Origin of the sequence: Marinimicrobium sp. C6131 (assembly GCF_026153455.1) — a bacterium.
Taxonomy (GTDB): domain Bacteria; phylum Pseudomonadota; class Gammaproteobacteria; order Pseudomonadales; family Cellvibrionaceae; genus Marinimicrobium.
This window is the reverse complement of record NZ_CP110629.1, coordinates 2,513,197-2,536,405: the sequence shown is the minus strand read 5'-3', so window position 1 is coordinate 2,536,405 and position 23,209 is coordinate 2,513,197. Positions and strand designations below refer to the sequence as shown.

Genomic DNA, 23,209 nt, shown 5'->3' with positions numbered 1-23,209 from the left:
GAGTTCACGACTCGTCCCGTTGGTGGGTTTGCCAGCACCACAACCACACCAGTATCAGTGGCAACCAGGTATAGAGCCACATGGTTTTGACCGAGATGATCAGGGTGTAGGTGTTGGTGGTGACCAGCATGATCACAGTGCCGAAAATCCCCAGCAAATACAGCTTGGCGATCCGGCTGGTGTTGGCCCGATAAATGCCGCTCAGTACCAGCCCCAACAAGGCCATCAGAGTGCCCAGGCCAATCAGCCCGGTCTGGACAAAGGTGCCAAGAAACAGGTTGTGCGGTTGGGCGGTGCCCAGGCCGGATTCGGAGTAGATTTTCAGCCCTGCGGCGGTTTGCTCCAGATCCGTGGCGGCACCGTGGCCGAACAGGAACGACTCGGGAGGATGCTCCAGGTGAGCCGTCCAGAGTAACAGGCGGTAGGAGGTACCGCGCTCGGCCATAAACTGGATGAACTCCTCAATACCATAGAGCCAGAGCACACCGGCGAGCGCGAGTACCAAACAGGCAATCGCCAGCGACAGGATTTTCCAGTGTCGGTAGGCGATGGCACTGACTACAAAGCAGTAGGCAACCGCTAACGCCAGCGCCAGGGTGGGCCCCCGACTGCCGGACAAGAGTGTGCAGGCACAGGTGATCAGCAGTGCGAACAGCAGCAGGGCGATATCTTTGCGGTCCAATGCGCGGCGTTGATGCCAAAACAGAAAAGCGCCAATACACAGGTACATAATCAGTACCGACACGCCTTCGATGGGCTGGTAGAGGGCGCCGATACCATAGAGGCGCCCGGAAAAGCCGTTGAATACGCCAAAAATGATTAGCGCGGAAAGCCCGCCGAGCGCCACGCTGCCCAGGATAAAGCGCCCCAGGAACAAGGGTTTGAGCAATAAACTGGGCAAAGCGGCAAAAAGTACCATGACCAGCAGGGAGGTTTCAAAACTCCAGCGCACCGCTTGAAGGTGTTGCCCGCCGTCGGCCTGGCTGACAATCAAAGAGCTGGCAGTCACATAGAGCAGAAAGCCGGCGCACAGGCGCAGCAGTTGGTCACCAGTATCAATGCTTAGCCGTCCCATGCTCCAGAAAATCAGTACTGGCAACCCCAGCGCCAGGTGAAACCAGGCTTTAAAAAGGTCCGGGTGAGGGGAGATGGCCGACAGGGCAATCCAGATCAGAAACAGGGTCGGCAGGCGGCGCTGATAGCCGGACGTCGTTTGCTCGTGAGCACTGGGTGTCATTGCGTGGTGATCCATTCTAGCAACAGGTCCGTGAAGTCGCGGGCATTCCAGTCGTGCTTGCCGCTGCTCTGGGAGTGAAGGGTAATATAGTGAATGTCAGGGCGCTCGAACAGCGCCTTGACTTGCTGCACCACCGCCGTGGCATCGCGGGTGTCAAAGATATAGTGCATCACATCCGGTGCCCGCCACTGCACGGGGCGCGTCTCGTGCTGAGTGAGATACTGTTTGTATAACCCGAATTCCGACCAGCGTCTGGGCGGTTGGTTCAGCAGGTGTTGCCACCAGGGGCGGCCGCTGTGTTGCTCCAGATGTTGGAGCATGCCGTTCACGGCCGTCCCGTCGAATACGAAAGGAGTGTCGAAATAGGTATTGACCGGCTGAGCCTCGGTCAGTTTTCCCGGCCCCGTCAGTTTGGCGGCGTTGTTCACCCACTTGCGCACTTTCCCGCTCAGCTCGCCCAGTGGCTGCCACTGGGCGAAGCACACCACCGCTTCGGTGGTGTGAAAGTCATCCACCTGGGCCGAGGGAGTGACCACCACATCGGAGTCCAGAACGATGGTGGTGTCGTGGCCCGCTTCACTGGCCACCGCGAGTTTGCACAGCTGCTGCGTGTGCCAGCCGGTATAGGCGGGCCAGCGCGGCCAGCCCAGAGTCCGGCGCAGGCTGCCGCTGATGCGGGTCAGGTGGCGGCCGGTGCGGGCACTGATGTGACGCGCCTTGATGCGCTCGCGCTCTACCTCCGCCGGCAGTACCTCGGCGGTGGTTCGCAGCACGACATTCGGCTCCTCGGCGTAGGCTTCGAAGAGGTACCGATCTTCGGTCTGTACCACGACGTGGTGTTTCAGCCCGGCGAGCGGAGAGCGCGCCAGAGAGGCCCGGAGCAGACGGAAGTGCTCCAGGTCTCCAGCCCAGGTCGGGGTCAACAGAATGGGGTTGGACGGGATGGCGGCCGTCATCCGCTGTGGTCCCTCAGGCGCGACTGCAGGCGACGCAGCGCAGTGCGTACCCCGGTGTTGGCCTTGCTGCCCGTGTAGCGCCCTTTGCTGATGTGCCGAATACGGTACACACCGGGAATAGGCAGCGGCTCGCCCTGACTCTGTACCAGCCAACGAAAGGCGCGGTCTTCGTGGCACTTGGCGAACTGCTCACTGGGCTGCTGATACAGGGCAATGTGGCGACAGTAACCGACCGCCCGGCAGACATCCCCGTGGGCGATCTGCAGCGGTCCGGTCGCCTTGGAGGGGCGCTTGACCGTAAATGAGCCGGTGTCGATATCCAGCACCGCGGGCTCATGGGCGGCGGTGAGCATGGGGTTATCCTCGGCGAGCAGATCCGTGGTGCGCTCCTCTTCGGGGAAGATCAGCGCGTCTTGGCGCCCCTGAAGCAATTCGGCCAGGGTATCCAGGCAGTCGTCGCGGAACATCAGATCGCAGTCAGTGAACCACACCCAGTCGGCCCGGGTTTCCAGGGCCGCCCGGTTGCGGCCTATGCCCCGGCGGAACAGCTCCTGCCGTGGCAGTGCCCGCCAGTTCCAGGTGACACCGGGTACCGACTGGGTGGAAAAGAACTCCAGCAGTTGCGCGGTCCGGGTGTCCTCGGGGGCGTAAAACACGGTCATGGTGACGTTCAGTCTGGTGGGCGGGAACAGCACCAGAGAGCTCAATTGATAGGCCAGAAAGTGCGAGTAATTCCAGCAGTGGCTGACGATCTCCAGGTCCAGCGGCCCGGTCTTTGCCGTCCGCGCGGCCACCGGTGGCAGGTCCGGCTCGAACCAGCGGGCCGGGACCCAGCCTTTGGCGGCCAGACGATAAAAAGCGAGGCGGAGTGCGTCAAACATAAGGTGCGCCATTCGGATCAAAAAACCGCGGCATTCTATCACGGCACAGGCGGCGCTGCCCGCCAGAATCATGGTGTAGATGACCGCTGCCCGTCAGGCATAGCCCTGCTTCAGCGCTTTGAGAAAGGGTTCCGGCGTGTTGTCGGTCCCGGCACTCCAATGCTTGTGGACGCCGCGCTCGAGGCGGGCCAGGTTGGCGGCCTTCCAGGGCGCGTCAGCGGTATGGCTGGCGTGTTGAACCCCCCGGTCGAAATCGATCAGAAAGACCTCGCCCGAGCTCGGGCGGACCAGAATATTGGTGGCATTGAGGTCGGCGTGATAAACCCCGGCGTCATGAAAGCGCCGAATGCAGCGTCCCGCCGCCTCCCAGAGACGAAGGTGCCCGGTTTGGTCGAGACTAAGCAGCGATTGGGTATTCTCCAGCCGCTCGATGATCAAGGCTGCCCGGTAGGTGAGTCCTTTACGTTCGTACCAGGCGGCGATGGGGGTGGGAACGGGCAACCCCTGGGCACTGAGCGACTGAAGCAGGGAAAACTCCCTGAGGGCGCGGACCCGGGGCGAGCCGAGGTAGACGTAGCGGTCATCCAGCAGTTTGCCGGGAAGGCCGCCGCGGCGATAATGCCGCAGGACCCACCGGCCCCGGTCACCGTCGAGAAACCAGGCGGCGCCCCGGCCACCGCTGCCGACCGGCTCGGCCGAAGCGCCCCAGGCGGCGGGATTAAACCACCGGAACTGAAAGGCGTCGGCCAGGGCGGGTTGGACCAGAGCGTGCTGTGAACCGTCGTGGTAGGCGCGGCCGGGGGCGTCGGTCATCAAATCATTCAGCCTTTGTGGGTAAGTGCTTGCTAGCGTTCATAGCAAGTGGGTGAGCTGGGCTCGCGGCCATCGGCCTGTTCGTCTTCCCGCGCCAACTGGTCCAGCAGGGCCTTGCGCAGGATGGGCAGGTGAGACTGCTCGGGGTTGCGGGTGGCGGTCAACAGGCTCAGGCGGCCCCGACGGGCGTGGCGCATCAGTGGCGTGAGTGCGTCCGGGTCATCGTCCAGCTCGCTCTGGTAGTCTTTGGCAAAGCGCTGCTGGTCGATATCGCCCTGATGCCAGGCGCGCCGCAGGGCGGGAGAGGGGGAGGCGTTGCGGTACCACTCGGTCAGTTGCAGGTCGTCCCGGCGCTTCCCTCGCGGCCAGAGGCGATCCACCAGTACGCGGGCACCATCGGTGCGCTCGACGGGTTCGTAAACGCGTTTGAAGACGATGTCGTAGCTCATGGAGCGCAGTTTAGCACTTCCCACCGGACCCTTGGGAGTCAGGCGATCTGTAACACCTGCTTCATGGTCGGCGTCTGGGCCGGATCGACCAGATCGGCCAGGGTGTAGCCATCGAGTACGCTGAAAAAGGCATTCAGGGATTCGGCGAAGATGCCCTTCAGGCGACAGGCCGGGGTCAGTACGCAGTGGTTTCCGGCGCTGAAGCACTCCACCAGCGACAGATCCTGCTCGGTACTGCGGACCAGCTCACCGAGATTGATGTCTTTGGGATCGCCCCGCAGGCGGAGGCCGCCGTTTTTACCGCGAATGGCGTGCAGGTAGCCCTTGCTGTTCAACTCCTGCACCACCTTCATCAGGTGGTTCTTGGAAATGTCGTAACTCTCGGCAATTTCCCGGATGGTCGACAGCTCGTCGCCCTTGAGCGCAACGTACATCAGTACGCGCAGGGAGTAATCGGTATAGCGGGTAATATGCATGGTTGACCTCGTTAGCCGGGGCGGCCGTCGGCCCGGGGCTGCCACAGTATCGGCGCATAAAGTACCACAAACAAGGCAAACGCCAGAATCCAGGCCAGAGCGGACAGAGTGACCCCGATCCGGTAGTCCAGCCACTGGTTGGCGGCCAGCAGCCGAAACACCGTGGCGGCAATGATCGCGGCGTACATCAGCCGGCCGAAGGGACGCAGGGTGAGAGGCCGCCCGGTGTGGCCCATGGCCACCCGGCTCATTACCCCGAGAATCAGTGTGGCAACGCCGCCCACGGCGAGGGCGTGTTGCCACAGGGAGTCCGACAGCGCGGGCAGGAAGGCGCCCAGGCCGCGCAGCGCCAGAGCAACCACAATCCAGCCATAGGCCAGGTGCAGAATCCACAGCAGGGGTTCGCGTCGGGTCTGCCAGCCGGACCACTGGTAAAGACGTACGCCGTTGACGATGGCGGCCAGCAGGGCCACGGCGCCTTCTACCCAGAGCGGTAGTGGCAGCAAGGTTACCAGAGTGAGTGCCAACACACTGGCCAGCGCCCACTGAGTGACACGCGCCGACTGCGTGACCCGCTCCGGGCGTCCGCCATGCATTTTCAGCCAATTGGCGGTGAAGGCCGGGGTGATGCGCCCGGCGATAACCACAATCATCAGAGTAATCACGTCCAGTCCCAGGCCTTGGCCCAGTTTGAGTAGGCCCACGCCACCGTTCATAAAGCCCAGGTGCATCAGCAGGTTGCCCGCCGTCAGCGCCGCCAACACGGCCACCAGAATCAGGTTGCGCTTGTTGCCGTAGCGCAGCAGGACTCGCCCGGCATAGAGCGCCACCACGGGCAAAAAGGCGAGATCGACCACCGCGACCAGCCAGCCCGGCAACCAGCCCGCGAACCAGAACACCGCCCGCCCGGCGAGCCAGAGTAACACCAGCGCTACCAGACCAGCGCCGCGCAGGGGTGGGGCACCGGTCCAGTTGCACATGGCGGTGAGCAGAAACCCGGCAATGGGGGCGCTGACGAACCCGTAGATCATTTCGTGGCTGTGCCACTGTAGCGGGGACCAGCCCAAAGGCAGGGGCCAGCCGCCAAAGAGAAAACCAATCCACGCCAGGATGATGGCGATGGCGTACACCCCCGCCAAAATGAAAAATGGCCGGAACGCGTAAGAAAACAGGGCCGATGGTTGCGACATGATCAGATTTCCTCGTTCGCTGAGCCGACGGATCAGGCGTCGGGCCGGCTCCATAAAAAGGTGGCAATGGCGCAGAACAGCACTGTCAACGCCAGTAGCACGGTCGGTGCTGCGCCGGAAATGATGAGCCAGACCAGGCTGGCGGTCAGCATCGTGCAGGCCAACCACTTTCCCCGGCGGGGAATGGCTCGCCGGGTGTGCCAGGCTTCCAGCACAGGCCCGAAATGCGGGTGCTGGCAAAGCCAGCGGTGCAGCCGGGGTGAGCCCTTGGGGGCGGCCCAGGCCGCCAGAATCAGAAACGGTGTGGTGGGTAGCAGGGGTAATAGAGCGCCCAGCGCGCCCAATGCAACGCCGCTCCAGGTCACCAGCAGCCAGGGTAGTCGCTGCGGGTGTCGCCAAATCGAGGTGGGACTCATGGAAACCCTCGGATACTCACGCCAACAAAACATGTATTAACAATATATCTTTTTGCGGGGGTATTCAATCAACCCGCCCACCCCTGAGTAGGAGTGAATGATACGCGCTCTGCCATTCAGGGGAGGCCGACTATCCCTGAAGGGGTAGATGGCGCCCAAAAAGATGAATTTATTTTACATCTTTATCTTGGATCGTTATTCTTTGTTAAAGAAGTATTTTAAATGAACCTTTTAACCGGTTCATTCCTGTCTGGTCATCGCACAAGGGGAGCTGCCTATGAATTGGCTGACACAATCGGTGGGAGATATTGCCCGGGAAGTACCCGGGGCCACCGGGGTATTTCACGGTTATGGTCTGGATTTCTGCTGCGGGGGTAAGCAAGCACTCGCGCGGGCCGTCGAGCGCAAGGGCATTGATGCCGAGGCACTGACCGCGGAGCTCGATCGGCTGCACGCCCAGGCCGATGGTGCCCGGGGCGACTGGGCGGACGCTGACAATGCCGAGCTGATCGAGCACATTCTGACCCGCTATCACGACGTTCATCGGGAGCAGCTGCCCGAGCTGATCCGGTTAAGCCAGCGCGTTGAGCTGGTACATGGCGGACACCCGGAGTGTCCGTCCGGATTGGCGAGTCACCTCGAGGGGTTGCTGGCCGAGCTGGAAAACCACATGGCCAAGGAGGAGCAGATCCTGTTCCCCATGATCAGCCGGGGCATGCTCGGGATGGCCGGCGGACCGGTCGGCATGATGCGCCATGAGCACGACGAGCACGCCCAGGGGCTGGCGCGCATTCACGAGCTGACCCGGGGCATCAATCTGCCGGTGGGCGCCTGCAATACCTGGCGCGCCCTGTACCTGGGGCTGGCCACCTTCGAGGTGGACTTGATGGACCACATCCATCTGGAAAACAACATTCTTTTTGATCGCATTGACGGACAGGGGGCCGCGGCACATGGGTAAGTACAAAAGATTATGGTGGACGCTGATTGGCACATTGGCGGTCACCTTCGGGTTGTTGGGGTACTTTGGGGTCGAGGTGTACCGCAAGGCGCCGCCGATTCCGGACCAGGTGGTCACCGAGAGTGGTCAGACATTGATGACCGAAACCAGCATTCTCGACGGTCAGACCGCCTGGCAATCCGTGGGTGGTATGCAGCTCGGCTCCATCTGGGGGCACGGCGCTTACCAGGCGCCGGACTGGACCGCGGACTGGCTGCACCGGGAGCTGTTGGCCTGGCTGGAGTTGGCCGCTCAGGACAATTTCGGTGTCAGTTATGACGAGCTCGATGGGCGCGACCAGAATGCCCTTCAGTACGAGCTGAAGGAAGCCTATCGCACCAACACCTGGGATGCGGAGACCGACACCCTGGTGGTGTCCGATCGACGCGCTCAGGCGATGGCGCAGACAGCGGATTACTACAGCCGTCTGTTCGGCGGTGCGCCGGAGCTGCAGCCCACTCGGGAAAGCTACGCCATGAAGGAGGTCACGCTGCCGAGCGAAGAGCGCCGGGATCAGATGACCAATTTCTTCTTCTGGACCGCCTGGGCCGCCGCCACCGAGCGCTACCCCGGTGAAGCGACCTACACCAACAACTGGCCCCACGAGCCGCTGATCGACAATAAGCCCACCGCCGAGAACATCGTCTGGTCCATCGCCAGTGTGGTGCTGCTGATCGCCGGTGTCGGTGGCCTGGTCTGGGGCTGGGCGTTCCTGCGCAAAGAGGACGAAGAGGAGCCAGAGGCGCCCAAGCAGGACCCGATCACCACTTTTGCGCTGACGCCTTCCCAGAAAGCCCTGGGTAAATACCTGTTGGCGGTGGTGGGGCTGTTCACTCTGCAGGTGTTCCTGGGTGGGTTCGTCGCTCACTACACCATTGAAGGGCAGGGCTTTTACGGTATCCAGACTTCGGACTGGCTTCCTTACTCCCTGATGCGCACCTGGCACATTCAGTCGGCCATGTTCTGGATTGCCACCGGCTTCCTGGCGGCGGGCCTGTTCCTCGCGCCGGTCATCAACGGCGGCAAAGATCCGAAGTATCAGAAGCTCGGCGTGGACATTCTGTTCTGGGCGCTGATTGCCGTGGTGGTGGGTTCCTTTGCCGGTAATTTCCTGGCGATCAACCAGCTGATGCCTGCCGAGTGGAGCTTCATGCTGGGCCATCAGGGGTATGAATACGTTGACCTGGGCCGCTTCTGGCAGATTCTCAAAGTTGCCGGTATCGCCTTCTGGTTGTTCCTGATGATGCGCGGCATCGTGCCGGCCCTCAAGCAGGGTGGCGACAAAAACCTGTTGGTGTTGTTGACCGCCTCCGTGGTGGCCATCGGCCTGTTTTACGGTGCCGGGCTGGCTTACGGCGAGCGCACCCACATTTCCATCATGGAGTACTGGCGCTGGTGGGTCGTGCACCTGTGGGTAGAGGGCTTCTTTGAAGTGTTCGCTACCGCCGCACTGGCCTTCATTTTCTGCAGCATGGGTCTGGTATCCCGCCCCATGGCAACCGCCGCCTCCCTGGCATCGGCGTCACTGTTCATGCTCGGCGGCGTGCCCGGTACCTTCCACCACCTGTACTTCTCCGGTACCACCACACCGGTCATGGCGGTAGGAGCCTCGTTCAGTGCGCTGGAAGTTGTGCCCCTGGTGGTGCTCGGTTATGAAGCCTGGGAAAACTGGCGTCTCAAGTTCCGCGCTCCCTGGATGCAGAACATCAAGTGGCCGCTGCTGTTTTTTGTCGCCGTGGCGTTCTGGAACATGCTGGGCGCCGGTGTGCTGGGCTTTATGATCAACCCGCCCATCTCGCTCTACTACGTGCAGGGGCTCAATACCACGCCCACTCATGCACACGCCGCCTTGTTCGGGGTGTACGGCTTCCTGGCGCTGGGCTTCTGCCTGCTGATTCTCCGCTACATTCGCCCGAACATGGCGTTCAACGAGCGCGTGATGAAAACCGCCTTCTGGTGGATGAACGGTGGTCTGGTGCTGATGTTGTTTACCAGCCTGTTGCCGGTGGGCGTCATCCAGTTCGTTGCCAGTGCCTCTGAGGGCCTGTGGTATGCCCGCAGCGAAGCGTTCATGCAGACGCCGCTGCTGGAAACCCTGCGTTGGGTCCGCACCATTGGCGATGTGATTTTCATTGTCGGCGCCCTGGCAGTGACCTGGCAGGTGGTCAAGGGCGTACTTTTTCCGGATGCGCCGGACTCCGTCACCACTAAACCGGTGGAAAAATCCTGGTCACCGGCTTATGCTGAGTCCGACTCGGCGATGGCTGAGGCCCATCAGGGCGACAGTGTGTGCTGCGGACATTGCGGCGGAGATAAGTAACGATAGGCCGGGGGCGTTTCGCTCGCCCCCGGCCTATATCAGTTTTGGAGACGCGCATGGTAAATGCCCAACAACGAATAGAAAAAATTTACGAAGAAGTCAAAAACCGTAATCCTGGAGAAACCGAATTTCACCAGGCGGTGTGGGAGGTGATCGAAACCTTGACGCCGGTGCTCGAGAAGCGCCCTTACTACGCTGAGCAGAAAATCATTGAACGCATTTGCGAACCCGAACGGCAGATCATTTTTCGTGTGCCCTGGCAGGACGATAAGGGCGAAGTGCATATCAACCGGGGGTTCCGGGTTGGCTTCAATAGCGCGCTGGGCCCCTATAAAGGGGGGCTGCGCTTCCACCCCAGCGTGCTGCTGGGCACCATCAAGTTTCTCGCCTTTGAACAAACCTTCAAAAATGCCCTGACCGGCTTGCCTATCGGTAGCGGTAAGGGTGGCTCGGACTTTAATCCCAAGGGCAAGTCCGATAACGAAATCATGCGCTTTTGCCAGAGTTTCATGACCGAGCTGTATCGTCATATCGGGGAAATGACCGATGTGCCTGCGGGAGACATTGGTGTCGGTGCTCGGGAAATTGGCTTCCTTTTCGGCCAGTACAAGCGTATTACCAACCGCTATGAATCCGGCGTGCTGACAGGCAAAAACCCCACCTGGGGTGGGGCGCTGGTACGCAAAGAGGCCACGGGTTATGGCGTGGTGTATTTTGCTGAGGAAATGCTCAAAGTTCGCAACAAGTCCCTGGACGGTAAAACCTGTGTCGTATCCGGTTCGGGCAATGTGGCGATCTACGCGATTGAGAAGCTCCAGCAGCTTGGCGCCAAGGTCGTGGCCTGTTCAGACTCCTCGGGCGTTATTTACGATGAGCGCGGTATTGATCTGGAAACCTTGAAGGCGGTCAAAGAGGTGCAGCGTGCCCGCATTCAGGCGTATACCGACCAACACAAAGACGCCGAATATCGTGAAAAAGGCAACATTTGGGATATTCCCTGCGAGTTGGCCTTCCCCTGCGCCACCCAGAATGAGCTGGACGAGCAAGCAGCACAGACACTGATTGAAAACGGCTGTATTGCGGTGGCAGAGGGCGCCAACATGCCCAGCACACCCGAGGCGGTTGATTGCTTCCTGAAGAATCACATTGCTTATGGTCCAGGCAAGGCCGCCAACGCCGGTGGCGTAGCCACCTCAGCGCTGGAAATGCAACAGAATGCCAGCCGCGATGCCTGGAGTTTCGAGCACACTGAAAGCCGACTGCGGCAGATCATGACCAATATCCATAAAGATTGCTACGACACCGCTCGTGAGTTCGATATGGAAGGTAACTATGTAGCCGGCGCGAATATCGCGAGCTTCCGCCATGTGGCGGATGCCATGTTGGCATTTGGCGTTATTTGACGTACGCCAAACGGGCTGGCGATCGGTGCTCGGCACCGGTCGTCAGTCTGCTCGGCTGACCGCTTCAACTTTCACGGTGGTGCGCTGGGTTTTACTGATCGGCCAGTCAATTTCCTGCCCTTGTTTCAGGCCAATAATGGCGCTGCCAATGGGGCTCAAAATGGACAACTTGTGCTCCGTGCTGTCCAGCTCGGTGGGATACACCAGCGTATAGGTGAACGTCTTTCCGGTCGACTGAACCGTAAACGTCACCTGCGAGTGCATGGTCACCACATCGTCCGGAAGCTTGGACGGTGTCACAATTTTCGCCCGCTCTAGCTCTTCTTCCAGCTGATTGGTGATGGTGTCCTCGGGAACCGATTCCAACAGTTTCCACAAGCTCTCATAGACTTCTTTGGTCAGCGTAATTTTCGGTTTCGATGCCATACAAATTCCTCATGGTAATGTTAGGTAAAGAGTGCGCCATCCCTGGCGGCAACACTACTCCTTGCTGTTGTTTTGACGTTTGTCGCGTTTTGCCGCACGTTTTTCTTTCAGTGTACGCTTGGCCTGTTTCTTTTCGTTTCGAGACATGCGAGTAGTCCTCTAGCTGATGGTTGTTTGTGTGGTTGGCCACACATCGGCGTAGAAAACGTGGCAGTGCCACGAACCAGCATGCAATTGAATCACCCCCTTAAATGTGTCTTTCTGCGCCCCGCGGTTCTCCGTCGTGGGGGCTCGGAAAATCAGTGTGTCACCTGATCGCTGCGATCTGGTATCTCAGGACTGCCCCAAACACCTTGACGGTAACGGTATCGCCCGGCTTGCGGCCCATGAGCGCGGCGCCGAGAGGAGAGAGAAAAGACACTCTGCCTTCGACCGGAACACTCTCTTGGGGCGCCACCACTACGAGGGTGCAAGGCTGATTTTCCTGCAGGTCAATCAGTTCTACCTCGCTGTTGATCGAAACGGTTTCGACATCAACGGCTTCAAGGTTGTTTGGTTTGCCAGCCAGATCAAATAAGTACGATAACGTGACCGGCTCAATATCCATGCCCCAGGGGCGGGTGATGTAAAAATCTTGCGCACGCCGTCTCAAGGAGCCCAGCAGCTCCTGGCGTGAAGTATTACACATGGCAGACTCCTGGCCTACAATGCGATGGATGAATCGGTTGTGAGTAACATAGGGTATGCCCGAGTGCTGAGCGTTAGCACTCGGTTAAGAGGGGAAGATGGGGGCAAGCCTCCACATCAGAAATTGCGCCAGTACGTTGTTCACGAAAATCCTGTGTTTTTCAAAATGACGTTGCTTTGAGGTTACCCCAACGAAAATAAAAGTCAACGGTATGTTTGGGATCTTCGGCGTTTCGCGGTCAACGCGTGTTGCACGTCTTCCAGACGCAGGCCGCGGGTATCAATGCCACCGATAAACAGCAGTGCGGCGGCCAGCAGTAGCGGTGCCGCGATGACCAGTGCGGACCAGGAGAGAAAATCCAGCAGGCCCGCGACCCCCAGAAGGGTACCGGCGATGCCGCCCAGCTTGGAACTGGCGGCGACCAGCCCTGAGCCGGTGCCGCGTAGATGCACTGGATAAATCTCCGAGGCGTATGGAATCAGCATGGCGATGATGCCACTGGCACTCATGAGCAGCAGTGCGGTGCAGGCCGTCAGTATCTCCACCGTCAGCCAGCCCATGGCGGCGCTCAGGGCGAAGACCCCCAGGGCGGCAGCGGTCAGGGAAGTAAACAGCGTGAGTGTGCCGATGGAGCTCCAGTGGTGGTAAAGCCAGATCACCAGTGCTACGCCTGGCAGCGCAAAAAACGCAGACTTGGCGACCAGGGAATTGGCGTGCTCGGCAAGCCCCAGGCTGTACAGGTTGGTGGGCAGCCAGAGAAGAAATCCGAAATTGACGAGCCCCCAGGCTATGCCGGCGGTGGTCAAGCCCCAGGTAATGCCGGTGTAGGGCGCGCGAAACAGGTCTTTGAGGGTGGCGTGGCCGGTATCGGGCTCGGGTTCGACCACCACATTCTGCTCCGAGTGTTGGGCGCCACTAAACCGCGTCAGTACCTGACGGGCCTCGCGGGTCATGCCCCGACTGGCCAGGTAGCGAGGGGATTCCGGAATATACCGGTTCAACAGTATGACGATCATCCCGGTAGGTAACCCGAGCAGCCACAGAATGCGCCAGCTGAACAGCGGCTCCAGAAGGGTGGCGGATCCTGCGGCGGCCAGATAGCCCGCCGTGGTGCCCAGTCCGCCCAGTGCGACCAGCAACCAGCCTCGGTGCCTGGCCGGCACGGATTCCGCCATCAGGGCAAAAGTAATGGGCAGCAAGCCCCCGGCCGATAGCCCCATGAGGAAGCACATGGCGAGGTTCCAGCTGTAGCTGGGCATGGCGCCGCAAATTGCGGTTCCGATGAACATGAGCGCGGAGAGCAAAATCGCGGCCCGTCGGCCAAAGCGGTCTGCCGCCATACCCCAGAAGATCGACCCCAGTGTAGTGCCGGTCAGGGCGACGACTGCCAGGACGCCAGCGGACTGGCTGTTCAGGTCGTATTCTATGGACATGCCGGGCATGACAAAGCCGAGCGTGGCCGGCTTCATGACGTCCACCGTGACGGCAATCATCAGAACCATGACCAACTTCCAGTGCTCCGCGTTTAGCGGTACCTGGTCGGCCACATGGAATTGCAGGTGCGGGTCGCTCTGTTGGCGCAGCTCGCTCACCCGGGGCACCACGCCGTAGGCGGAACACAGCAGTCCGAGGGGGATCAGCGCCATGCCCACCAGCATTGTGGTGCTCATGGGCATGCCCGCCATCTGATAGCCCATGGGGGCAGCATGCAGAAACATGGGAATGTGCGACAGCACACCGAGGGTGATGCCAGCACACCCAAACCAGAATGCCAGTGGATGGTAAAACCGCATGGGAGAACCTCAACGACGGACGGTGACGGCGGTTAATAGTTGAGTTTTTTACTCAGGTATTTAGCTTTATTGACTTTGATGGTAGCATAACGGTTGTTGATAATGTGTATCCAGAGAGCATCTTATGCAGCCCAGTTTTCATATCTCCGAGCCGGCCCGCGATTACCTGATTGAGCTGCTCAGCAGCCAGGGTGTGGATGCGGCCAGGATTTTTGTGGTGGAAGCCGGCACCCCTCGCGCCGAAACCTGCCTGGCGTACTGCCGGCCGGGCGAGGAGTCGGAAACCGACCTGGAAGTGTACGAGGGTGATCTGAAGCTGTTTCTCGACAAGCGTAGCCTGCCCTACCTGAAGGGGTTGGAAATCGGCCTGCAGGAAAAAGGCGAGCAGAAGCAGATCACCATCCGGGCCCCCAACGCCAAGAAGCCCCAGAGTGCTCAGGGGCGGGAGGTCGAATTCGAACGGGAATGCCCGGCCAAGCTGGTGCCTTCCGGCGACGATATGATGATTCCCAAAGGCGCCGAGGCGGCGATTACCCAGGCATTAGGGGCCAGCTACACGTTGCTGTACCACGGCAATTTGATTCGTATCGACGGTAAAGATGCCGACGCCATCGGCCTGACCTCCAATGCGCTTGAATTCGAAGCGCGTGAGGACGGCCGTATCGATGAAGATCAGGTCTGGAAGGCGCTGTCCATGGTGTACGACCCGGAAATTCCGGTGAATATCGTCAGCCTGGGCCTGGTGTATAAAATGGATGTGGATCAGTCACGCGGCCATGTGTTTGTGGAGATGACCCTGACGGCACCGGGTTGCGGCATGGGCGATGTGCTGGTGGATGATATCAAGCGGCGCCTGGCGGAAGTGCCCCATGTCCAATCCAGCGACGTCCAGTTGGTGTTTGATCCACCCTGGACGCGCGAGATGATGAGTGAAGAAGCTCAGTTGGAAACGGGCATGTTTTTCTAGGGTCGGGTATCCCTACCCATCAAAATCCGCGGCGTCGTGGCGCTCGCGCAATTGCTCGTGCGGTTCGCCCCAGGTGCGATTGACTTTGCGCCCGCGCTGCACGGCTGGCCTCTGATCGATGGCCTGCGCCCACCGCTTCAGGTGTCGATACTCATCCACCGATAAAAACTCGCCGGCATCGTACAGGCGCCCCAACACCAGTTCGCCATACCACGGCCAAATGGCCATGTCCGCAATGCTGTACTGCTCTCCCGCCAAATAGGTTTTGTCCGCCAGTTCGCGATCGAGCACATCCAGCTGACGTTTAACTTCCATGGTAAAACGATTGATGGGGTACTCGTAAGGCTCCGGCGCGTAGGCGTAAAAATGACCAAACCCGCCGCCCAACAAGGGTGCGCTGCCCATCTGCCAAAACAGCCAGTTGAGACACTCGGTGCGGCCCGCGATGCTGTCGGGAATAAATGCGCGAAACTTGTCAGCCAGGTAAAGCAGAATCGAACCGGACTCAAATACCCGTGTGACCGGATCGGTACTGTGGTCGACCATGGCCGGTATCTTCGAATTGGGATTAACCGCCACAAAACCACTGGAGAATTGATCCTGCTCCATGATGTCGATGTAGTGTGCGTCGTATTCCGCTCCCGAAATTCCGCGAGCGAGCAGCTCTTCGAGCATGATGGTCACTTTCACGCCGTTGGGTGTTGCGAGTGAATAGAGCTGCAGTGGGTGCTTACCAACCGGTAGCGCTCGCTCGAAACGGGCCCCTGCTGTGGGGCGGTTGATGCCACTGAATTTACCGCCGGCCGATGTGTCTGGCGTCCAGACTTTGGGTGGGGTGTACGAGTGCTCGCTCATTATTCCTCCATTTACGATCGGTTGCTTGCGTTTTGAAACTGCTACACTACAGTTCGATAACGTTGACACACATAACCACTGTACGCAGGAGGAGAATACCATGGATCAAAAAGCGCTCCGCGCCTGTTTTGCGCTGTCCTTGTTGAGTTTGCCGTCGGTAACCCTGGCGTCTTCATTCCAGTTGCTTGAGCAGAGTCCGGCCCATATGGGCAAGGCATTTGCCGGCACTGCGTCGGATATTACCGATGCCTCTACGGTTTACTTCAATCCGGCGGGCATGGCACGTCTGGACGGTCAGCACCTGACCCTGGGTGGAAACGTCGTGCTCACCGAAGCGGATTTCGTCAACGACGGCAGCAATTACGTCATTCAGGGTAACACCGTGCCCGTGCAAGGCAGTGGGACCACCGACGAAACCGGATTTATTCCCAATGCCTATTGGGTCGTTCCGGTATCCGAGCAGTTCACCCTGGGCCTGGGCGCGGGCGGCCCCTTTGGCCTTTCCAGTGACTTTGGGACCGAGTGGCCGGGGCGCTACGATGCCACCTTCAGTGAGCTGGAAGTCACCAACCTGAACCTCACCAGTGCCTGGGCACCGAACGATCAGATCGCCTTTGGTTTGGGGATCAACTATCAGATGATCGATGTCACCCTGCAAAGCCAGTTTGACTCCACCTTGGGTGCCAGCCCGGATCCCGCCACCGACAGTAGTGCGAGCATTGAAGGGGACGATGACGATATCGTGTTCGATGCCAGCGTGTTGTGGACGCCGGCCCCGGGAACACAGTTGGGTTTGATCTGGCGTCAGGGTGGGGATTTTACCCTCGATGGCAGTGCCGCCTTTGAACTCAACGCCGCCTGTGCACCCGGCGCGGGTTCGCCTACCGGCGCGCCACCGGCACCGACCACCGGTACTTTATGTGCCGGCGCTCTGACCGGGCTGGAAGGTCCGGTCACCGCAGGGGCGGAGCTGCCGGATACCATCACCCTGAGTGGTTCGCAACAGTTGAATGATGTGTGGACCCTGCACGCGGACATTGCGCAGACCCGCTGGAGCAGCATTCAGACCATTGCGGTTGATAATGTTGATAACGGCGAGAACGTGGCCACACTGGACCTGCGTTACGATGACACGCTTCGCCTGGCGTTGGGCGCCAGCGCGGCGTTAACGGATACCTTCACCTTGCGTTTTGGTGTGGCGCAGGACGAGGCGCCGCAAACCGATCCGGAGTTTGTCAGTCCGAGAATTCCGGATGAAGATCGTACCTGGTTGGCCGTCGGCGCCAACTTCCAGGTATTCGATTCGGTCACCATGGATGTGAGTTACGCTCACCTGCTGGTGGATGACGCTCAACTGGAGCGCACTGAGCCCACCCCTCTGGGCGGAAGCTACACTCTGGAAGGCAGCTTCGACAGCTCGGTCAATATCCTGGCCGCGCAAATCAACTGGGCATTTTAACTGGCATCCAGCTGAGCTTTAGTCCTGGGCTTTTCACTCAGCGTGAGCGATTGCAGCACGCTGAGTGAAAAGGCTTGTGTGTTCTGCTTTATCGCTTCCGACAGTGGCTCTATCCCCTGAGGGGAGAGCTGAAAGCGAAGCTGCACGATTTCTTTGGGATTGCGAGATAGTGAGTACTCAATAACGCCTGGGTGCATAAAGATCCGATACGCCGTGTGACCGTACACCGGCTGGTATAGCCTCTGCAGCGGCAGCTCATCCTCATGGTAATTTCTCTGCTCGTGTGGGTGCTCGTCAATCGCGAGGGTACCGTCGGGCAGCACGTCCACCGCCATCTGATCAAACGACTGTTTTCGGTCCCGATAACAGCGCGTCAGCCAGGATGACAATTGCCCCTCCTGGGTCAAATCCGGGAATGTGTCGCGCTCTACGCGGGCGGGCCGCTCCAGCAGAAGGGTGAATTTCAGCACGGCCTTGCGCCTTGTGGGCTCGGCGTCGAGCGGGAGCGCCCAGCCTGTCTCATACAGGATGCAGCTGTAGCGACCGGTAAGGGGACTCTCGGAAAACTCCGCCCCGGAGCGGGCGTTAACAAAGGGCCGGCGGTCCCGTGCGCAGCCTTTCCAATAGTCTGCTGGCGTCAGGTTGCTGGTGGGGTCGGCAATGCCGAGCCAGCCGTTGCGCAAATCAATCTCAAACCGAGCCGCGCCCTCAAGGCAGGGGAACCCGCAGGCGTCCGCCAAAGTCTGAGGCACCGACACCGCTCGTCGCGAGGCTAGCCACCGTAATGGGTTCATAGCGCTTCCTTGTCACTGGTCCCGAAATTAAACGACGTCGTCATTCCCAAAACGTGCGATGACCTCATCCTTTTGCTGCTGAGCCTTGGGCGATAGCTCCAGAGTAACCGTGCCCATGATTTCCTGAATCAGGTTATGGCAGGCTTCTTTGAGGTTGTGGTCTGAGCCGAAGAAGTCAATGCCGCCATAGGCGTCTTGAGAGAAAATGAACCTCAATAGGTTGTTGTTCCCAACGGCCGCATGAAAGTAGACCTCGGCCGGTCGTTCCGGGAAATAGGCCTCAAACGTGGCCCATTGAACGCCGTTGATCGTGAGAAGCTCTATATCCGCCGCCGACTCCGGAAACTGCTCGCGCCAATATCGTTTGGTCTTGATATCATCTTCAGTGATCTGGCTGTCATCGACTTGGGCTGAGCTGGCGCTAGATCGGATATACGCCGCGCGCGCCAGATCGAGACTGTGCTGTACCAAATTGTCAGGTCTGAAAAGGGATTCCTCTGCCGAAAGACGCCTGTTGTTATGAATAATAAAAACACCGGTACAGAGGCCGCCATAGGTCATGCCCTTCCACCAGCCATCTTCAAAGTCCCAGCCGGTTTTAAACAACACTTCATAGCGGTTGTGGGGGTCTCCTATTTCCTCGTCGGTATCCCGCTCAAAGTCAAAATCACCCCCCTTAAAAATGCCCGGGATGCTAGCGGTTTGCGGCGGGCACTTGAAGGTTAGCTTTGATCCGGATAAGGAAAAGGTCGTCGCTGGCGCTTTCTGGACATTCGGGCCGCGCAGGTTCATAGGATCCTTGGTAAAAAGCTTGGCTAACATTTACGCGCTCCTTACCTTTTTGATCAGCTCTTTAAACGTGACCTTGTAGGAGTTCGCTAACCCGCCGGCTTGTTTCGCCGCTTGTACGTTCATTTCATCCCTTGATAGGTGAGGGTTGAGGTGGGGGTTTACTCGGTTATCTGCGACTTTTCCTATGGACGCTAGGCTATTTCTGAAGCCGTGATTGGGAAGGGTTAACGCTTGTTGGGCGATTGTGCTACCGCCCAAGGTTGCCAGGTTAACCAAGGTTTTCCCTACGAAAATGAAGCCATTCTTCCAGACCTGGTGCTGAATAAGGTCGGCTTTCTGCTCGTGCTGCCGGCCAAAGCGACGCAGTTGGCTTGCGATTTTTGAGGCGTCCCAAAGGGTGTTTCGGCTTTTGCTGACGCTGATTTCGGCTTCGGAGTACTTCATTATGTCGGAGTGCAGGTTCATGCCGGTGCGCTGCATCAGAGGTAATAGGTCAACTATGGGGCCGGGGGCCATCAGCATGACTTCGTGCTGGTCCAGTTTTTTGTCTTGAAGCTGCTGGAGGGCAGACTTAAGCAGATTGCTGCCGGCGCCGTGAATGGTCCACTGAACTTTTCGGCTCCGGTTCTGGGCGTCGACCAGTGCGCGAGCCAGTTTACTGGCACAGTGCTGGTGATTGGACTGCTTTTGCTCCGGCGTTTTCCATTCCCCATCGTTGATTTTGATGGATTGGGGGTAGTAGAAGTGAGTAAAGCCTTCGTTGTACAGTTGAGTCTGATTGGCGCCGGCTTGTCCGTAGGCATTCTCTACCATGGGAGGCATAGTTTCCGCTGCGGCCTGACGTAGGTTGTCGGCCAGACCGTTGATACTGGCGTTTGTTGTGTCAATTGACGAGGGTGCGTTCCCCTGATCTTCTATTTGCCAGTTTTTGCCCCGACGAATCACCTTATACAACCCCGGCAAATTCCCCCTCCCAAACAACGGCCCATTCACATCACTGATAAACACCCCGGGCTGCATGCCGTCGCGCAATTCCTGAGAGATTCTATAGGTCACGGTGACATCGCCGATTTGCGTTTTGTGTTCTGAGGCGTCCGACTGGTTGGAGTAGGAGGTCAGGCCGCCGGCCAAGGCCCTCAGCTGCAGCAGTTGGTGTAGGACAAAGTTCTCGCGCGATTCGCTGACCAGGGCGGCGAACTTGGGCGCGAGTTCGGGGCGAATGTAAATGCGGCGACCGGCGCGGCCGTCGGTCATCTCGGACAGAAAAACGTAACCGGTGGTTTCTGACCCCATCACCTGCTTGAAACCGGCTTGGGTGGCGAGTTGTTTCATGTTCATAGTAGGTTCCCTCTAACCCTGTAACTGAATCGGCCTTGGATTGCATCCTGACGCTGGCGACCTAAGTGTATCCACTAAAGGTTTTATTTGGCAAGGGAAGGGGCCGCTTTCTCGGATTTTGACAGAAGATGGGCGCAAACTGAGAACAGTTTCACGTTTTTGGGCGTGATTTTGAAAGGCAAGTAAAGGTAATTAGAGAAGGGACGACCGAGGCGCGAAGGCCCCGGTCGCATCGGTCAGTCCTTACTGCGGCTGCTTGGCCGTTCTCAGGTAGGGCTTGAGGGTTTTGAAACCTTCGGGGAATTTCTTCTTGGCGTCTTCGTCACTGACCGACGGCGGAATGATGATGTCTTCACCATTTTTCCAGTTCACCGGTGTGGCAACGGTGTGCTTGCTGGTCAGCTGCACGGACTCCAACAGGCGCAGAATCTCGTCAAAGTTTCGACCGCTGGTCATCGGGTAGATCAACTGGGCTTTGATCTTTTTGTCCGGGCCGATGATGAATACCGCGCGCACGGTGGCGTTGTCGGCAGCCGTACGGCCATCGGAAGAGCCGCTTTCATCTTCGGGCAGCATGTCGTACAGCTTGGCCACGTTCAGATCCGTGTCGCCGATCATCGGGTAGTTGGGCGCGGTACCCTGGGTTTCTTCAATGTCCTTGGCCCAGGCGGCGTGGTTGTCCACCGGATCGACCGACAGACCGATGATCTTGGTGTTGCGCTTGTCGAACTCCGGCTTGAGTTTCGCCATGTAGCCCAGCTCGGTGGTGCACACCGGGGTGAAGTCTTTCGGGTGAGAGAACAGGATCGCCCAGGAGTCGCCAATCCACTCGTGGAAGTTGATTTCGCCCTCGGTGGTTTGGGCGGTAAAGTCGGGTGCTGTGCTACCAATACGCAGGGCCATGAGACCTCCTTTCGGGATCAAACACAAATGATGGAATGGAACCATTGATAGTGGGGCCGGACCGGGCAAATACAAGCCCTGACCGGCCGATCAGTAGAAGGGATGATAAAGGCCGCACCGGCGGTCGTAAAATGACCTTTCCGTCTAATCCATAGCGTTCGGTTATAACGAAGTACGCAGCGTCAGCTTGCGTCGAAATCCAACCACAGGTGCTGGTAACCGCTGGCCGGATAGTACGCATTGACCGGTGCCTTGCCGGGCGTCGGCGCAAAGGCGCCGCTGATCTGTAATAACTCCTCCATCAGTACCCGAAGTTCCAGCCGGGCCAGCGGTGCGCCGGGGCAGACGTGCAGGCCGGCACCGTAGAGCAGGTTCTGGCTCTGGTCGCGCCCCCAGCGGAACTGGTCGGGCTGCGGAAACACGCGTTCATCCCGATTGGCTGATACCCAGTTGACCGTTACCCGGTCTCCGGTTTCGATTTGGCGGCCTTGCAGCGTGGCGGGGCAGGTGGCTTTGCGCCGATTGGTGACCAGCGGGCCGTGAATACGCAAAATTTCGTCCACGGCTTCGGGGATTTTGTCCACATCATCGCGAAGCTCCGCCTGTAGTTCGGGATGTTCGGCCAGAAATTTCAGCAACAGGCCAACCGAGGCGGCAATGGTGCCGATTTCGCCCACGGTCCAGTTGCGCAGAATACTGACGATGTCTTCCTCGGGAATGGGCTGACCATCGATGGTACTGCGCATGATGTCCGTGGTGGGATCTTCCGGCGCCCAATCGCCCTGCTCACGTCGGGTTTCGAGCAGTTGGTGAATATAGCGACTGAAACGCTGGGCAATTTCCGCCATGGCCTCCCGATCGCCGGCCAGCGTGGCCTCGTGGTTTTCGTGGGCCCATTCGCGCAGCGGCTCCTGCAGGCTGTCGGGCCAACCGAGAAAGGCGCACTGGATCTGCAAGGCGAAGGGCTCCGCCAACTCGGTCACAATATCGACCTGCTTTCGTCCGGCGATCGCTCGAGCCAGCTCGGCGGCAATGTCGCGGCACTCCGGCTCAAACAACGCCATGCGCTGATCGGTAAAAAAGGGCTCTATCAGTGTGCGGTAAGGCGTGTGTTCGGGCTGATCCAGTCCATTGGGCACGGAGCGGTGCTGCGAGACCTGATTACTGAAGGTTTCATGATCGGTCACCACTGCCAGCACATCCTCGTGGCGAAACACGGACCACCCCATGTACTCGCTGCGGGCCACCGGGCAGCGTTGGCGCATGTCATCGAAGCTGGCGACGGGGTTATCCAGAACCGTGTCGCTGCGAGGGTCCCAATCGTAGGTCGGGCGGTGATCGGTCATGAAACTCCTCCCGGGGAAGTGTTGGTTCAGGATTGCTGCTCTCATGGGTTGTTACCTCCATGTTACGGCGCTTACCCGCTTGAGCCTACGGGAATACTCCCCAATCCCCATCGTCTACCCCCAATAGGGCATTTCAGAGGGGCGCCGAATAACCCATCGGCGCAATAGTGTGGCACCTGAATTTCTGGTCTGATGAAGCTGTGTGGGAAATCGTAACAGGTGCGATTTTCCCGGTAACAGATCGAGGTGTTTACATGAATCGTCCCGCCTTTTCCTTGTCCCGCCGTGGTTTCTTTGGTCGCTGGTTGTTGGGAGGGATCGCGTTGGCGAGCCTCAGCCTCAACCTCCAGGCCGCTGACCCCGCCAATGGCAAAACCGTTTATCAGATGAATTGTCAGGCCTGTCACCAGCCTGCCGGTGCTGGTATTCCTGGCGCCTTCCCTCCCCTGGCCGATAACGCCAATCTGGCCGGCAACCCCGACTACATCGCGCAAGCCATCGTCAAGGGTGTCTCCGGTCCGCTGACCGTGAATGGCAAATCCTACAACGGTGTGATGCCGTCCATGGCCCACATCAGTGATTCGGATATTGCCGACCTGGTGGCCTACATCCTGTCGGATCTCAACGGCAGTGATTTGACCCTATCTGAAGCCAACATTAGTGCATTGCGTTAACGGTACCCATTTTATTAATTGATAGAGAGAACT

Annotated in this window: 23 protein-coding genes; 6 read left to right on the top strand and 17 right to left on the bottom strand. The window is 59.0% G+C overall.

Features of this window, described 5'->3' with window-relative positions; all coding sequences use genetic code 11:
- Window positions 1-4: 4 nt before the first annotated feature.
- The 8 genes from OOT55_RS10980 to OOT55_RS10945 form a co-directional block, all read right to left on the bottom strand.
- Window positions 5-1,237, bottom strand: coding sequence for an O-antigen ligase family protein (locus tag OOT55_RS10980; RefSeq protein ID WP_265365915.1), 1,233 nt, complete (start codon window positions 1,235-1,237; stop codon window positions 5-7).
- Window positions 1,234-2,193 carry a DUF6492 family protein gene (locus OOT55_RS10975; RefSeq protein WP_265365914.1) on the bottom strand — a complete coding sequence of 320 codons (960 nt, stop codon included), beginning with the start codon at window positions 2,191-2,193 and terminating at the stop codon, window positions 1,234-1,236. Before OOT55_RS10975 ends, OOT55_RS10980 begins: the two co-directional genes overlap by 4 nt.
- Complete coding sequence (locus tag OOT55_RS10970) at window positions 2,190-3,074, bottom strand: glycosyltransferase family A protein (RefSeq protein ID WP_265365913.1); 885 nt, start codon at window positions 3,072-3,074, stop codon at window positions 2,190-2,192. Before OOT55_RS10970 ends, OOT55_RS10975 begins: the two co-directional genes overlap by 4 nt.
- A 93-nt stretch (window positions 3,075-3,167) precedes the next feature.
- Window positions 3,168-3,887 carry a 3-deoxy-D-manno-octulosonic acid kinase gene (locus OOT55_RS10965; RefSeq protein WP_265365912.1) on the bottom strand — a complete coding sequence of 240 codons (720 nt, stop codon included), beginning with the start codon at window positions 3,885-3,887 and terminating at the stop codon, window positions 3,168-3,170.
- Window positions 3,888-3,919: 32 nt separating this feature from the next.
- Complete coding sequence (locus OOT55_RS10960) at window positions 3,920-4,336, bottom strand: DUF488 domain-containing protein (RefSeq protein WP_265365911.1); 417 nt, start codon at window positions 4,334-4,336, stop codon at window positions 3,920-3,922.
- 38 nt (window positions 4,337-4,374) lie between these two features.
- Complete coding sequence (locus tag OOT55_RS10955; RefSeq protein ID WP_265365910.1) at window positions 4,375-4,812, bottom strand: RrF2 family transcriptional regulator; 438 nt, start codon at window positions 4,810-4,812, stop codon at window positions 4,375-4,377.
- Window positions 4,813-4,823: 11 nt separating this feature from the next.
- Window positions 4,824-6,002: an NnrS family protein gene (locus tag OOT55_RS10950; protein ID WP_265365909.1), complete on the bottom strand. Its 1,179-nt coding sequence runs from the start codon at window positions 6,000-6,002 to the stop codon at window positions 4,824-4,826.
- Window positions 6,003-6,034: 32 nt separating this feature from the next.
- Complete coding sequence (locus OOT55_RS10945) at window positions 6,035-6,418, bottom strand: YbaN family protein (RefSeq protein ID WP_265365908.1); 384 nt, start codon at window positions 6,416-6,418, stop codon at window positions 6,035-6,037.
- A 277-nt stretch (window positions 6,419-6,695) separates the two neighbouring features.
- Here OOT55_RS10945 and ytfE point away from each other — a divergent pair, with 277 nt between their 5' ends.
- The 3 genes from ytfE to gdhA are packed head-to-tail and all read left to right on the top strand — an operon-like array spanning window position 6,696 to window position 11,141.
- The gene (gene ytfE, locus OOT55_RS10940; RefSeq protein ID WP_265365907.1) at window positions 6,696-7,379 is read left to right on the top strand and encodes an iron-sulfur cluster repair protein YtfE; all 684 of its coding nucleotides are present in this window, start codon (window positions 6,696-6,698) and stop codon (window positions 7,377-7,379) included.
- The gene (locus OOT55_RS10935) at window positions 7,372-9,738 is read left to right on the top strand and encodes a nitric-oxide reductase large subunit (protein ID WP_265365906.1); all 2,367 of its coding nucleotides are present in this window, start codon (window positions 7,372-7,374) and stop codon (window positions 9,736-9,738) included. Before ytfE ends, OOT55_RS10935 begins: the two co-directional genes overlap by 8 nt.
- A 56-nt stretch (window positions 9,739-9,794) precedes the next feature.
- Complete coding sequence (gene gdhA / locus OOT55_RS10930) at window positions 9,795-11,141, top strand: NADP-specific glutamate dehydrogenase (RefSeq protein WP_265365905.1); 1,347 nt, start codon at window positions 9,795-9,797, stop codon at window positions 11,139-11,141.
- Window positions 11,142-11,183: 42 nt separating this feature from the next.
- Here the strand turns inward: gdhA and rnk are convergent, their stop codons facing one another.
- The 3 genes from rnk to OOT55_RS10915 form a co-directional block, all read right to left on the bottom strand.
- Window positions 11,184-11,567: a nucleoside diphosphate kinase regulator gene (rnk, locus tag OOT55_RS10925; RefSeq protein ID WP_265365904.1), complete on the bottom strand. Its 384-nt coding sequence runs from the start codon at window positions 11,565-11,567 to the stop codon at window positions 11,184-11,186.
- Window positions 11,568-11,874: 307 nt separating this feature from the next.
- Window positions 11,875-12,255 carry a GreA/GreB family elongation factor gene (locus tag OOT55_RS10920; RefSeq protein ID WP_265365903.1) on the bottom strand — a complete coding sequence of 127 codons (381 nt, stop codon included), beginning with the start codon at window positions 12,253-12,255 and terminating at the stop codon, window positions 11,875-11,877.
- A 203-nt stretch (window positions 12,256-12,458) separates the two neighbouring features.
- On the bottom strand, window positions 12,459-14,048 hold the full coding sequence (locus tag OOT55_RS10915; RefSeq protein WP_265365902.1) for an MFS transporter: 1,590 nt from the start codon (window positions 14,046-14,048) through the stop codon (window positions 12,459-12,461).
- A 400-nt stretch (window positions 14,049-14,448) separates the two neighbouring features.
- Between OOT55_RS10915 and sufT the strand changes: the two genes are divergently transcribed.
- Window positions 14,449-15,015, top strand: a complete 567-nt coding sequence (gene sufT, locus OOT55_RS10910) for a putative Fe-S cluster assembly protein SufT (RefSeq protein WP_265368821.1) — start codon at window positions 14,449-14,451, stop codon at window positions 15,013-15,015.
- Window positions 15,016-15,027: 12 nt separating this feature from the next.
- On the opposite strand, the gene yghU is transcribed toward sufT, so the two are convergent.
- Complete coding sequence (gene yghU, locus OOT55_RS10905; RefSeq protein ID WP_265365901.1) at window positions 15,028-15,870, bottom strand: glutathione-dependent disulfide-bond oxidoreductase; 843 nt, start codon at window positions 15,868-15,870, stop codon at window positions 15,028-15,030.
- 100 nt (window positions 15,871-15,970) lie between these two features.
- Here yghU and OOT55_RS10900 point away from each other — a divergent pair, with 100 nt between their 5' ends.
- Window positions 15,971-17,329 (top strand): OmpP1/FadL family transporter, encoded by a 1,359-nt coding sequence (locus OOT55_RS10900; RefSeq protein ID WP_265365900.1) that lies wholly within the window; start codon window positions 15,971-15,973, stop codon window positions 17,327-17,329.
- Here the strand turns inward: OOT55_RS10900 and OOT55_RS10895 are convergent.
- From OOT55_RS10895 to OOT55_RS10875, 5 genes are all read right to left on the bottom strand, one after another.
- Complete coding sequence (locus OOT55_RS10895; RefSeq protein ID WP_265365899.1) at window positions 17,326-18,123, bottom strand: hypothetical protein; 798 nt, start codon at window positions 18,121-18,123, stop codon at window positions 17,326-17,328. The two genes, OOT55_RS10900 and OOT55_RS10895, sit on opposite strands and share 4 nt — an antisense overlap.
- Before the next feature lie 27 nt (window positions 18,124-18,150).
- The gene (locus OOT55_RS10890; protein WP_265365898.1) at window positions 18,151-18,945 is read right to left on the bottom strand and encodes a hypothetical protein; all 795 of its coding nucleotides are present in this window, start codon (window positions 18,943-18,945) and stop codon (window positions 18,151-18,153) included.
- A complete protein-coding gene (locus OOT55_RS10885) occupies window positions 18,946-20,253 on the bottom strand; it encodes a hypothetical protein (RefSeq protein WP_265365897.1) in 1,308 nt (435 codons plus the stop codon).
- Between the two features lie 243 nt (window positions 20,254-20,496).
- Window positions 20,497-21,156, bottom strand: coding sequence for a peroxiredoxin (locus tag OOT55_RS10880; protein ID WP_265365896.1), 660 nt, complete (start codon window positions 21,154-21,156; stop codon window positions 20,497-20,499).
- A gap of 182 nt (window positions 21,157-21,338) precedes the next feature.
- Entirely contained in the window at window positions 21,339-22,502 is a 1,164-nt protein-coding gene (locus tag OOT55_RS10875) for a cytochrome P450 (RefSeq protein ID WP_265365895.1), read from the bottom strand.
- A 254-nt stretch (window positions 22,503-22,756) separates the two neighbouring features.
- Here OOT55_RS10875 and OOT55_RS10870 point away from each other — a divergent pair, with 254 nt between their 5' ends.
- Window positions 22,757-23,176: a c-type cytochrome gene (locus OOT55_RS10870; protein ID WP_265365894.1), complete on the top strand. Its 420-nt coding sequence runs from the start codon at window positions 22,757-22,759 to the stop codon at window positions 23,174-23,176.
- Window positions 23,177-23,209: the final 33 nt, after the last annotated feature.